11 protein-coding genes are annotated in these 13,000 nt (G+C 57.6%); 10 read left to right on the top strand and 1 reads right to left on the bottom strand.

What is annotated here, in order from left to right; genetic code table 11:
• Positions 1 to 624 precede the first annotated feature (624 nt).
• Positions 625 to 3,342 (top strand): HAD-IC family P-type ATPase, encoded by a 2,718-nt coding sequence (locus tag Q1A75_RS15140; protein WP_299549037.1) that lies wholly within the window; start codon positions 625 to 627, stop codon positions 3,340 to 3,342.
• Between the two features lie 44 nt (positions 3,343 to 3,386).
• Here Q1A75_RS15140 and Q1A75_RS15135 read toward each other — a convergent pair whose 3' ends face one another.
• Positions 3,387 to 3,674 (bottom strand): hypothetical protein, encoded by a 288-nt coding sequence (locus tag Q1A75_RS15135; RefSeq protein ID WP_299549035.1) that lies wholly within the window; start codon positions 3,672 to 3,674, stop codon positions 3,387 to 3,389.
• Positions 3,675 to 4,620: 946 nt separating this feature from the next.
• On the opposite strand from Q1A75_RS15135, the gene Q1A75_RS15130 reads away from it, so the two are divergent.
• The 9 genes from Q1A75_RS15130 (at position 4,621) to Q1A75_RS15090 (ending at position 12,974) form a co-directional block, all read left to right on the top strand.
• On the top strand, positions 4,621 to 5,364 hold the full coding sequence (locus Q1A75_RS15130) for a GntR family transcriptional regulator (RefSeq protein WP_299549031.1): 744 nt from the start codon (positions 4,621 to 4,623) through the stop codon (positions 5,362 to 5,364).
• Positions 5,365 to 5,421: 57 nt separating this feature from the next.
• Positions 5,422 to 6,402, top strand: coding sequence for a TAXI family TRAP transporter solute-binding subunit (locus tag Q1A75_RS15125; RefSeq protein WP_299549042.1), 981 nt, complete (start codon positions 5,422 to 5,424; stop codon positions 6,400 to 6,402).
• A 70-nt stretch (positions 6,403 to 6,472) separates the two neighbouring features.
• Positions 6,473 to 8,509, top strand: a complete 2,037-nt coding sequence (locus tag Q1A75_RS15120; protein WP_299549029.1) for a TRAP transporter permease — start codon at positions 6,473 to 6,475, stop codon at positions 8,507 to 8,509.
• Positions 8,510 to 8,538: 29 nt separating this feature from the next.
• A complete protein-coding gene (locus tag Q1A75_RS15115; RefSeq protein WP_299549027.1) occupies positions 8,539 to 9,387 on the top strand; it encodes an aminotransferase class IV in 849 nt (282 codons plus the stop codon).
• 531 nt (positions 9,388 to 9,918) lie between these two features.
• Positions 9,919 to 10,707 carry an exodeoxyribonuclease III gene (locus Q1A75_RS15110; protein WP_299549024.1) on the top strand — a complete coding sequence of 263 codons (789 nt, stop codon included), beginning with the start codon at positions 9,919 to 9,921 and terminating at the stop codon, positions 10,705 to 10,707.
• Positions 10,708 to 10,751: 44 nt separating this feature from the next.
• Positions 10,752 to 11,180, top strand: coding sequence for a GNAT family N-acetyltransferase (locus Q1A75_RS15105; protein ID WP_299549021.1), 429 nt, complete (start codon positions 10,752 to 10,754; stop codon positions 11,178 to 11,180).
• 34 nt (positions 11,181 to 11,214) lie between these two features.
• Entirely contained in the window at positions 11,215 to 12,132 is a 918-nt protein-coding gene (locus tag Q1A75_RS15100) for a co-chaperone YbbN (protein WP_299549017.1), read from the top strand.
• Positions 12,133 to 12,159: 27 nt separating this feature from the next.
• Entirely contained in the window at positions 12,160 to 12,801 is a 642-nt protein-coding gene (locus Q1A75_RS15095; protein WP_299549014.1) for an LON peptidase substrate-binding domain-containing protein, read from the top strand.
• Positions 12,798 to 12,974: a Trm112 family protein gene (locus Q1A75_RS15090; RefSeq protein WP_299549011.1), complete on the top strand. Its 177-nt coding sequence runs from the start codon at positions 12,798 to 12,800 to the stop codon at positions 12,972 to 12,974. The genes Q1A75_RS15095 and Q1A75_RS15090 overlap by 4 nt, the downstream gene beginning before the upstream one ends.
• Positions 12,975 to 13,000: the final 26 nt, after the last annotated feature.

The raw sequence follows: 13,000 nt of genomic DNA, 5'->3' as shown, positions 1-13,000 counted from the left end.
CTCTATCGCAGATAATGACACCTGCACTATGGCGCATTGCGACGCCGGGGGAGCGGGAGCCATCCACCCCATCGGCTTTCGGCGAAATCAAGTCCCATTACCTGGACGGATACTTCGACGTGGTACATTTGTCCGCTTGAAGGCTTGTGTTGTTCCCATTCTGGATACCTCGCTTTTGGTACCCAGCACCCAAAAACGCAGCGGCTCCGCCCCGGATATGAAGTGTCCAACGCGATGTTCCGCGATGTTTCCGGTCGCGATAGACGGTGTGGAATGCCGTCGGACTACTGAAATACAGCGTTGTGACCCTTCAATTCGGATATTCGATGCACCCCCAGGATACTCCGGTTTACGGACTCGCTGACTGCGGCTGAAGGTGCCGTCGCGGCCTGGTTCCCATTGGCTGGTTTTGGCGTTTCGCGAACCGTGCGAGATCACCAGCGAAACTGGTCGACCTTATGTATCCAACATGCTGACATCCCGAGGAGATTTCCGACTGTTTAGTCTTTGCGATTATCCAACTGCACGAGTTCCCCGGTTTCATTGCCTGGGTTTGATATATCGCAATGATTTGCGGAGAGGCCCGCCTAATCTGCTACAGGTTTGCAGCCAAAGGAAAACGCAATGGCACCCTCCATACGCCAAAGGGATAATGCTGCGCGCGCAGGTTGGCATTCTCAGGAGGTCAATGCCGCGATGGCAGGGGTCGATGCACATGAAGGCGGGCTGACCGATGCGGAAGCTGCAGCGCGACTGGCCCGTTTTGGCTCCAATGAACTGCCCAGCCGCCAGCGTGCCGGACCGCTGAAGCGGCTTCTCGCACAGTTTCATAACCTGTTGATCTACGTCCTGATTGGCGCTGCAGTGACGACCGGTGCTTTGGGTCACACCAAAGATACACTCGTCATCTTGGCTGTGGTTATCGTAAATGCCGCCATCGGCTTCATTCAGGAAGGTCGCGCCGAAGCGGCGATCGCGGCACTCCACCAAATGCTTGCGCCCATGGCGTCGGTGCTGCGCGGCAATCGGCGCCGCAAGATCGATGCGACTAATCTGGTCCCGGGTGACATCATCATGATCGAAGCCGGTGACAGGGTCCCGGCAGATGCTCGTTTGATCGACGCAGCCGCATTGAAAGTGCAGGAAGCGGTTCTGTCGGGCGAATCCGTACCGGTCGACAAGGTGGTCACACCAGTTGCAGCTGATGCTGCCCTGGGTGATCGTGCGTCCATGGTCTACAGCGGGACATTGGTCGTGTCCGGGCAGGGTCGTGCCGTTGTCACCGCCACCGGAACTGCGGCCGAAATTGGCCGGATCGGTGAACTTCTCGCTGGTGTCGAGGAACTGACCACCCCGCTGCTGAAAAAGATGGGCGTTTTCGCCCGCTGGATTACCGCGCTGATCCTGAGCGGTGCGGCGCTGTTACTGGTCTACGGGTTTTTCGTTCAACGCCTGCCCTTCGAGGAACTCTTCATGATCGTCGTCAGCCTGTCGGTGGCGGCGATCCCAGAAGGCCTACCGGCCGTCCTGACAATCACCCTGGCTATCGGCGTGCGCAAGATGTCGGCACGCCATGCGATCGTGCGGCGTTTGCCTGCAATCGAGACACTGGGTGCACTCACCGTGATCTGCACTGACAAAACCGGCACCCTGACCCGCAACGAGATGATGGTGGCGTCGATCTCGGCCCTTGGTCGGCGCTTATCGGTCGAGGGAGAAGGCTATCTGGCGGACGGTCGGATCGTGGCCGACGACGGCGGGGAAGTCGGTGATATTGCGGCACTGATCGCCACCGGCGTACTCTGCAACGATGCGGATATTGTCGTCGGAGCGGACGGGGCGCCCGCCGCCAGCGGCGATCCAATGGAAGCGGCGCTGCTTGTGCTGGCCGACAAAGCTGGCGAACATCATGACGTGTTGCGAACCGAATGGACGCGGCAGGACGTGTTGCCATTTGATGCCGCGCATCGCTTCATGGGGACCTTGGATCTGGGAAAAGACGGCGCCTACATTCATCTGAAAGGCGCGCCCGAGGCGATATTCGCAATGTGTACCAGCGTGGCGGAGGGCGGCGGGGAGGTGCCGCTCGACCAAGCCTATTGGGAGGCCGAAACAGACCGCATAGCGGCACTTGGGCAGCGCGTCATTGCAGTTGCGACAAAACGTGTTTCCGAAAACATGACGACCTTTGACCATCCCGATCTTACCGACGGCGTGGTGATGTTGGGGCTGGTTGGGCTGATTGATCCGCCGCGCACAGAGGCCATTGCCGCAGTAGCTGACTGCCAGGGTGCTGGCATCGTCGTAAAGATGATCACGGGTGACCATGCTGCGACCGCGGGGGCCATCGCGGCCGCAATCGGGCTATCCAACCCGGACCGTGTCCTCACTGGGCGGGATCTCGATGGGTTTGATGAGGTGATGTTGGTGCAGGAAGCAGAGATGACAAATGTGTTCGCGCGCACCACGCCCGAACACAAGCTGCGCCTTGTCACGGCACTGCAGGCCAGGGGCCATATCGTTTCGATGACCGGCGATGGGGTGAACGATACGCCCGCACTCAAACGCGCCGATGCCGGGGTTGCCATGGGTATCACCGGTTCCGACGCGGCCAAGGAGGTGGCCGATTTGGTTCTCACCGACGACAACTTCGCCTCGATCGCCGCCGCGGTACGTGAAGGACGTACGGTCTACGACAACATCCGTAAGGTGATCAGCTGGACCCTGCCAACCAACGCTGGCGAGGCTGGGATTATCATCCTGGCGCTGCTTCTGGGTTTGGTCATCCCCCTGTCAGCGCTGCAGATCCTTTGGATCAATCTGATAACGGCCGGATCGCTAGGTGTGGCCCTTGCGTTTGAGCGATCGGAAGAGGTCATCATGCATCAGCCTCCCTTGCCTGTGGATGCGCCTATTCTGGATCGTGTTCTAATTTGGCATGTCGCCCTCGTCACAGTGTTGTTCCTTGCCGCGATATACGGGATCTTCAACTACGCCATGGATCGTGGTTACAGCCTTGAGCTGGCGCGAACGCTGACTGTGAACATGCTGATTATTCTCGAGATATTCCACCTCTTCTACATCCGGAACATCCATACGACATCATTGACCTGGGAGGCGGTGCGCGGAACGCCAGCGGTTTGGGCTTGCCTTCTGATTGTCGTGGTTGGCCAACTTCTGTTCACCTACACACCTTTCATGCAGGAGGTGTTCGAAACGCGGGCTATCACGCTCACAGATGGCGCCATCCTTATTGGCGTGGGTGTCGCGTTTTTTGCGATCATCGAGATGGAAAAGCAACTGCGACTTCGACTGAACATCTCAAGACAGATGAGACGATAGCAGAGATCATCACCTCGAGAGAAAGCCGTTCTGATTGTAGCGGTTCAGAACCGGGCGTCCTTGCCATACCCGGCACGACGATAATCGCACATCTGGAAGACAACACAGCGGCGTTGGCTGTCTGACATACGCGGGGTGTTGATCACTTGGTAAGCCGCATGGCCGAAAGTCAAAGGCTGCGGCTGATCACGGCTGAATGACATGCCCGCAGGGGCAATGTGAAGACGGCCCCCGGGAGTGGCAAAGCCGCCAAAGGCGCTCTCCGGCGGCAGACGGCCCCGGCGTGGATCAGAACGGTGGAAGTTGATTGTGTTGTGCTGAAACAAAAGCAAGCTTTCGCCTCTTGATCTTTGTTTTAGGCGTAGGGCCCCGCCAGCCGAAACGGACATGTCGCGCGCAGCAAAAAATGCGCTTGTACATGGCGTAGGGGTCGCGGCCGTTTTCGCTGAACTCATTGCCGAAAGCCGGAACCAGCCGAAAACCGTCGGGGGAAACCGGCGGCACAAAATCGCGCGTAGATCTATGCCACGTCCCTGAGTTTAAGAAACGCCTGCATGCGAAATTGATCCTCCATAAGCAGAGGAGCAATTTTCAGCTTAATATATGTGAAAAAAGATGTGCGCCGGTTTGGGAGCGCGATTTTTTGTGCCGACGCTTTTCGAATTTGGCCGGATTTGGCCGAGATGCGAAGCCTGCGCTTGTGGACCTTGAAGGACAAGATGCGAAGTCCGCACATGAGCCCATCCGATCGGCACTCAAGCAACGTCATGTCACGCTCACGTAATCTGCAAAAACAGCAATTCATGCGCTGGACCGAACGCCCGAACCCGGCCGTGAATGGAAGTCATGAGCACCATCGCACAACCGGACTGCATCACGACCTTTGCGGTCGCCTGCCGAACTCGAAAGGCGTGGAGTAGGTTAATATCAAGATGGTGTTTGAAGTCTTCTTCCGACAGATTCAGGAAGGATCGTTCCCGCACAATAGATCATGGTACGAATCGTGCCCGTTATAAAATCTTTGATGTGTTCAAATGCGTTTCGGACAGATTGCCGTCGCCGACATCAACATGAACGAAGCGACCCAATTGGAAGCCAGGTTTGCGTCGATCCAAGGAAAACACGGTGCCGCCGCGTCTCGTCGTGTTTTGCATGACAGCCTCTCCAATCGCACCGGAAGCGTCAACGACGATCGATGTTTGTGCTGCATCCACCTAGGTTTATCCGATAACTGATAGTTCAAGTTGACTATCATGATGTGATGCAGATGATCATAATATGATTCGAAGGGCTACAAACGCAAAGAATACCCCTGTAGTCGCTGCGTTCTCTGATCATCTGCGGCGTGACATTTGCCTGGGGTTGCTTCGTCCCGGCACCAGATTGAACATCGAGGCGCTCAAGCGGGAACACGACATCTCGCACCCGTCCGTTCGGGAAGCGCTGTCGCTTTTGGTTGGTGAGGGATATGTCATATCGGACGCCAACAGAGGATTTACCGTTGCTGAAACCTCGCTTGATGAGCAACGCGACAGCACCCGCGTGCGTGCTGAACTGGAGGCCATGGCATTTGAATGGTCAGTCCAGAATACAACGACAGATTGGCGTGCGTCTGTTGTGGCCTGTCATTATGCACTGACCCAGATTGAAACCAAAATGATCGAAGATCCCGTTGCTCATGCGCTGGAATGGGACGACCGGAATCGAGCTTTCCACTTTTCGCTGATCGCAAACTGTGGGTCTGCCAAGCTGCTGGAGATCATCGGCACACTTTACGACCACAGCAAGCGATATCGATTGGCTGCACATGCGCACCGGTCCGATGTGTCCAACCGCAAAGCATGGATTGCCGGCAGTTCACGTGAACATGGTGCGTTGAAAGATGCCGCACTTAGTGGAAACGTGGCGCTTGGACGGGATGTTCTGAACAAGCACATTACAAAAGCCATGGATGAGATGCCTGACACCCTCAGAGCGTTGCAATCTGAAAAGACCGGTAAGGTCAAAACAAAGGTCGACTGAGAACGGTCCGCCTAAACCCTTAGGGAGAAACTAATGTTTAAAACGATCAAGGCATTTATGCTGGCAGCCGTCGCGGCGACGGGGTTCGCCTCTGGCTCGGCCGCGCAGGAGCTGAACTTCTTTACGATCGGGACAGGTGGAACATCTTTCACCTATTACCCCGTCGGTGGTGTAATCGCGAACGCGATTTCCAAACCGCCGGGATCGCGGGAGTGTGGCGAAGGCGGCAGCTGTGGTGTTGAAGGATTGATTGCATCTGCTGTGTCTTCTCGCGGGTCGGTAGACAATATCAATGCGATCATGTCCGGCCTCAGAAATTCCGGCTTTGCACAATCTGATGTGGCGTATTGGGCCTATACAGGCACTGGCACCATGGAGGGCAGCGAACCTGCAAAGGATCTGCGCACAATTGCAGCGCTGTTCGAAGAGCACATTCACCTTGTGGCCCTTGAAGGCTCGGGCATCAACTCGGTTGCCGATCTGAAGGGCAAACGTGTCTCTGTCGATGAGCCAGGCTCTGGCACATATGTGGATGCAGGCCTGATCCTTGGCGCGTTTGGCATGACGTTTGCCGACATTCAGGAGGAGAATCTGAAGGGGTCCGCTGCGGCGGAAGCCTTGCGCAACGGAAAGGTCGATGCGCTGTTTATCGTGGCAGGCTACCCGACAGGTGCTTTGGTTGAGCTTGCATCAGCCGCGGATATGAAACTGGTCCCCATCGATGGTGAAGGCGTGGACAAACTCACATCCGAGTTTGGCTTCTTCTCTACATCCGCGATCCCGTCCGAGGCCTATGAGGGTGTCGGTGAAGCCGCAACAGTTGCTGTGGGCGCCCAGTGGTTCACGCATGCGCGTGAGGATGAAGAACTGATCTACAACATCACCAAGGCGCTCTGGAACGACGAGTCCCGTCGTCTGCTTGATGTGGGCCATGCCAAAGGGTCGACCATCACAGCGGAGTCCGCTTTGGCCGGTGTCGGTGTGCCGCTGCATCCGGGTGCCGAGCGGTTCTACAAAGAAGCGGGTCTGTTTAAGTAGCCCTCAACCGCAAAAGAACAGACCACTCTGGGCCGCGAAACGCGCGGCCCAGTTTTTTAAAGGGGGCATCATGTCAGATAAAGCAGAGTTGAGCGAAGACGAACTCGCGGCGATCGAGCGTAAATACGACCCGGAGCTGGCATTTCGCATACCCGGCCGATTCATGGGCATGGTCATATCCATCCCACTGGTTGCTCTGGCCCTCTACCAATATTACGCATCCGGTTTCGGTCTGATCCGCGAACTTTTGCATCGCGGCATCTTTCTGGCCTTCATGCTCGGGCTGTTGTTTCTGCTGTTTTCGTGGCGCCGCGCCGTGACGACCGATGTGGCGCCCAAAGCATGGTATCGCTTTGACGGCGTGTCCATTGTGGATATCGCCCTCGCCCTCCTCGGTGTCGCGGCGGCGATGTATCTTCCGCTGTTGCCACCGGTTGAAGTGTCACAGCGCGTCGGAAATCCGGCCCCGTCAGACATCTTCATGGGCACGGCACTGCTTCTGTTGGTGCTTGAGGCCACGCGCCGCTCGGTTGGGTGGACTTTGCCTTTTATCGCTTGCCTGTTCATCGTGTTCGCCCTGTTCGGGCCGTGGATGCCAGGGGCGTTGAAGCATGGTGGTGCAAGTTGGACTGCGCTGATCAATCATCTTTATATGACCAACCAGGGCATTTACGGCGTCGCCTTGGGAGTCATGGCAAAATATGTCTTCTTGTTCGTACTCTTTGGCGTGCTGGCCATGCGGATCGGGTTGGGGCAGCTTTTCATTGACCTGGCAATGGCAATGGCGGGGCGCTATGCGGGGGGGCCTGCAAAGGTCGCAATCTTCTCTAGTGCTTTCATGGGCACAATCTCGGGCTCGTCCATTGCCAATACGGTGACGACGGGTTCTCTGACCATCCCTGCGATGAAGCGGATCGGCTACCCGCCGCACTTCGCTGGCGCGGTTGAGGCCACCGCCTCGACTGGCGGTCAGATCACGCCACCCATTCTGGGGGCCGCGGCCTTCATCATGGTTGAATACCTGGAAATACCCCTGCGCGACGTGCTCGCCGCAGCGCTGGTTCCCGCCCTGTTGCACTATTTTGGTGTGCTGATCATGGTGCATCTGGAGGCCAAGAAGCTTGGCCTGCGTGGCTTGGCCGCCGCCGAACTTCCGCAAGTCATACAAGTCTTGCGCTCCCACTGGGCGTCTCTGATCCCGCTCATTATCCTCGTCTATTTGATCTTGTCCGGTCGGACACCCGATTACGCCGCCGTTTGGGGTATCACCGCCTGCGTGGTGGTCGGGGTGCTCAATCCAAACAGGGATTGTCGCATGGGCGTGCGTGACCTTTGGAATGCGATGTCCGACGGCTCCAAGAGCACTCTGGCTGTCGGGGCCGCTGCCGCGACTGTCGGCATTGTGGTTGGCGTCGTCACCCTGACAGGTGTCGGCTTCCGCTTGGGCTTTGTCGTGGTGCAGACCGCCAATGACATCGGTTCGTTCGTTGGGGGATTGTGGCCCTTCAGCTATTTTGAAGTCGCTCAATGGGCGCTGTTCTTTTCGCTGATCTTGATCGCAATTGCCTGCATCCTGATGGGGGCAGGAATCCCCACAACGGCAACCTACATTATCCTTGTAGCCGTTGCGGCACCTGCACTCGCCCAGCTTCAGGTACAGCCGTTGGTCTCGCACTTCTTTGTGTTCTACTACGGCGTCTTGGCGGATATCACACCGCCTGTCGCCCTCGCAGCCTATGCGGCGGCCGGTATCGCTGGATCGAACCCGTTCAAGACCGGCAACACCGCATTCCGACTGGGGATCGCCAAGGCGCTGGTCCCGTTTGTCTTTGTCTACTCCCCCTCACTCTTGCTGGTCGCGGACGGCTTCACATGGGCCGCATTCGTCGTCACATTTGCGGGGGCCATGATCGGGATCGGCCTGTTGGGCGCCGCCTTCTCCGGCTACATGCTGACACATATGCGCAAGTTGGAACGATGGTATGTCGGCTTGATCTCTCTGATGTTCATCGCGCCGGGACTGATCACCATGGCAATGGGCTTGGCTCTGGTTGCTCCGGTCGTTCTGTTGCAATTGCGCAAGCGGGAGCAGGCACTTCCCACATAAGCCGTATCGTGTACCTGAACGGACGCTATATGCCGGAAGCGAAGGCGCAAATCTTGATCTTTGATGGCGCCATGCAGTTTGGCGACGCAATCTACGAGGTGACCGCTGTTGCTGATGGCAGAATGCTGAACTTCAGTCCACATATGCGTCGGCTTGAACGGTCTGGCACGGCCATCGATCCTGAAGGATTGCCAAGTTTCGCCGATTTGGAACACATCCATGCCCAGCTCATCCGTCGCAAGCAACTGCGAGATGGGCTTGTCTATTTGCAAGTCTCGCGCGGAAGCAACGGAGACCGGGACTACTATTTCCGCAAGGAAACCGCATTGACAGTCATTCTGTTTACGCAATCCAAACCGGGTTTCCTGGACATGGGAGACGCCCATCCAGGCTTGCATGTGCAGCTTGTGCCCGATCACCGCTGGGCGCGCTGCGACATCAAGTCGACCCAACTGTTATGGCCGGTACTCGCCAAACAACGGGCATCAAATGCGGGCTTCGATGATGCGTGGTTCGTACAAGACGGTGTTGTTACGGAAGGCACGACCAACAATGCAGGCATCGTATTGGACGGGAAGGTTGTTACCCATCCCACAGGTGACAACATTTTGGCCGGCACTGCGCGCGCATCACTGGTTTCTGTGGCGACAGCCCTGGGTATGGACGCGGAAGAGCGCCCCTTTACTGTCGAAGAGATCAATGACGCGGAGGAGGCTTTTATTACCTCGTCCATGAATATTTTGGTGCCGGTCACCCGGATTGACGCGAAACGTGTCGGCAATGGAACGGTCGGACCAAGTATCCTTGCGCTTCAAGCTGAGATGCTCAGTCAGATGAAAGCTGGATGCGAAGTAGATGCGGCTAATTCCGTACCATGAGTATTTGTCCGGTTCTCGAATGTTTGGCGGTGGGCATAGGCCAATTGAACTTCCCACTTACCTCAGACGCACCTTAGGCCCAAATACTCGAACAGCAGTAGGATGTCGCGCTCCTGACCTACGAAGACCCTCCCGTTTTCTGTTACATCGAATGGTGGTTTTGATGAGTCGCAGTGCGGAAACGCGCTTGATCATCGAACGGTGGGTAGGGGACCGTTAACCAAACTTTGCAAAGTCCGCTTTCTGCGCATTTCAGGCCTCAGACAGTGTTCTTGTTAAAGATGTTTTCCTGCATCAACCGCCAAACCGCCCTCCTTCGAGGGTCAGTCTGTCTCCGCACCGGTTAAAATCCCCGTAATCCACCGTCCGCACGCCTAACCTACTGTCATGTCCTGACAATCGCAAAAGCATTGATGTTCGGTCACCAGACCGAAGGGCTTGTCCCCGCGGGGACAAAACGCATTTTCCGGGTGGAGACTGCGGTTTTGGGCGTCTAGTCTGGCCTCCAAACCCGGATTTCTGGAGCCGCCCATGCCCTTCACCCTCGCCACCTGGAACATCAATTCCGTCCGTCTGCGCGAACCCATCGTGCTCAAGCTGCTCAAGGAAGAAGGCCCCGATGTGCTTTGCCTGCAAGAGTGCAAAAGTCCGGTCGACAAGATCCCCCGCGAAGGGTTCGAGGCGCTGGGCTACACCCACATGGTTGCGCGTGGGGACAAGGGCTACAACGGTGTCGCCATCCTGTCGAAAATTCCTATGGTCGAATCCAGCGCGCAGGATTTCGCAGGCCTCGGCCACGCCCGCCACATTGCGGGACAGCTCGAAAATGGCGTGACCGTCCACAACTTCTATGTCCCTGCAGGGGGCGACGTGCCGGACCGCGAGAAGAACGAAAAATTCGGTCAGAAACTCGACTATCTCACCGATATGCGCGACTGGTTCCACGGCGACAAACCGCAGAAATCCATCCTCGTCGGCGATCTCAACATCGCCCCGCGCGAGGATGATGTGTGGTCCCACAAGCAACTTCTGAAGGTTGTCAGCCACACACCCATCGAGGTCGAACACCTGGCCGAAACCCAGGATGCGGGCGGCTGGGTTGACGTCACACGGGCCGATATCCCCGAGGGCCAGCTTTATTCCTGGTGGTCCTATCGGGCCAAGGATTGGGACGCCGCCGACAAGGGGCGCCGTTTGGATCACGTCTGGGCCACCCCCGACATCTCGAACGCCGCGCATTCCAGCCGCATCATGCGCGATGCCCGCGGTTGGGAAAAGCCCAGCGACCACGCCCCGGTCTTTGCGAGCTTCGACCTTTGATCAGGCCCGCACGTCTTGATGAACTGGATGCGCTCACGGCCTTGATGCACCGCTCCAAGGCCCATTGGGGCTATGACGAGGACTTCATGAAGGCCGCCCGCGCCGTTCTGGATTTGACTCCGCGAGATATTGAGAGCGGCGAACTGCGTGTGTTTGACAACAACGGTCCGCAGGGTCTGTGCGAGCTGGTGGTCCGTGAGAACCGCGCGGACCTCGATAAGCTGTTTGTTGCTCCGGAAGCGATGGGACAGGGTGTCGGGCGTGCTCTTGTATCTTGGGCCATTGACCAGGCACGCGCACAAGGTGTCACACAGATGCAGATCGAAGCGGACCCGGATGCTGTGCCGTTCTACGAACGTATGGGCGCGCGCGTCATTGGCGGCGTTCCGTCTGAGGCCATCGCCGGTCGAACCCTGCCGCTGATGCAGATTGACCTTAGTGGCTTGGCACCGGACGTCTGCGGGTCCATATAAAGCGCGACCCGCCGCGCCAAGAAGGAATGACACGATGATGGATTTGGGATTGTCCGCAGGCTCCGATGATGCCGACCTGATCAAGGACGGCTCGGAAGCAAGCTTTATGCAGGACGTGGTCGAAGCCAGCCAGACCGTGCCGGTGATCGTGGACTTCTGGGCGCCCTGGTGCGGACCGTGCAAGACGCTTGGGCCCTTGCTGGAGGATGCGGTCAAGGCGGCCAAAGGTGCCGTCAAGATGGTCAAGATCAACGTCGACGAGGCGCAGATGATCGCGGGCCAACTGCGCATCCAGTCAATCCCGACCGTCTACGCATTCTGGCAGGGCCAGCCAGTGGATGGGTTTCAGGGCGCCGTACCAGGTTCCGAAATCACTGAATTTGTCGATCGTGTGATCAAGGCGGGAGGCGGTGAAGCGCCATCGGACAGCCTGAACGACGCCGTGGACGCGGCCGAAGAAATGCTGACCGAAGGGGCCGCCGTGGATGCGGCACAGACCTTTGCCGCGATCCTGGGCGAAGACCCCAACCATGCAGGTGCATATGGCGGTCTGGTCCGGGCGCATATCGCCATGGAGGATTTGGATCAGGCCGAGGCGATCCTGAACGGGGCACCTGCCGAGATCTCTGACAGTGCCGAAGTGGAGGCGGCCCATGCCCAATTGCAACTGGCCCGTCAGGCCGAAGATGCAGGCCCCGTTGCAGAACTGCGCGCAGCGGTTGAGGCGGATGAGGGTAACTTACAGGCCCGGTTCGACCTGGCGCAGGCCTTGCACGCCAGTGGTGACGCAGAGGCGGCGGTCAACGAACTACTCGAGATTTTCCGAAGGGACCGCGAGTGGAACGATGGTGCGGCCAAGGACCAGCTCTTTACCATCTTCGATGCACTCAAGCCCAATGACCCGATTGTTTTGAATGGACGGCGGCGTCTGAGTTCGATGATATTTGCCTGATCCGATTCTCGGGCTAGCTGACATTTCATGATCAAAGTGGCTGACCTCCCCGGTGTGATCCCGGTCTTTCCATTGCCGGGCGCGCTGCTCTTGCCGCGCTCTCGTTTGCCGCTGCACATCTTTGAGCCGCGCTATTTGCAAATGCTTGATGATGCTCTGAAAACACCACACCGTTTGATCGGTATGGTGCAACCAAACGAGGTCGAAGGGCGCAAGGGCAACGGGCTGCAAACCATTGGCTGCGCTGGCCGCGTCACCCAGTTTTCCGAGACCGAGGACAACCGCTACCTGATCACGCTCAGTGGCATCTCGCGCTTTCGCGTTCAGGCTGAGGTGGATGGCTTTACCCCGTATCGTCGATGCGAAGTATCCTGGTCCGGGTTCGACCGTGATCAGGGCCGCACCGAAGAAGATCCCAGTTTTGACCGGCCCGTGTTTCTCGACCTTTTGGGGCGGTACTTTGCGGCGCAGTCTCTGTCTGCGGACTGGGAAACCCTGAAGGATGCTGACGACGAATTGCTGATCAATTCGCTGTCGATGATGCTGGATTTTGACCCCGAGGACAAACAGGCCTTGCTTGAGGCTCCATCGCTCAGTACCCGTCGCGAAACTTTGATCACGTTGATCGAGTTTGCGCTGCGTGGTGGTGAAGGGGAGATGATGCAATGAGTACCGAGATTGATCGCCGCGTGCTGGAAGCGCTGATATGCCCGTTGACCCATATGACGCTGCGCTACGATGCCGAAAAACAGGAACTGATCTCGGAAGCAGCGCAGTTGGCCTATCCGATCCGCAACGGCATTCCAGTCATGCTCGAAGACGAGGCGCGCAAGCTGGATTGATGCGCCGTGCGCTTGGCGGAGGGCAC

It is taken from the genome of uncultured Tateyamaria sp. (assembly GCF_947504105.1).
GTDB lineage: Bacteria > Pseudomonadota > Alphaproteobacteria > Rhodobacterales > Rhodobacteraceae > Tateyamaria.
This window is presented reverse-complemented; position numbering and strand designations above follow the sequence as displayed.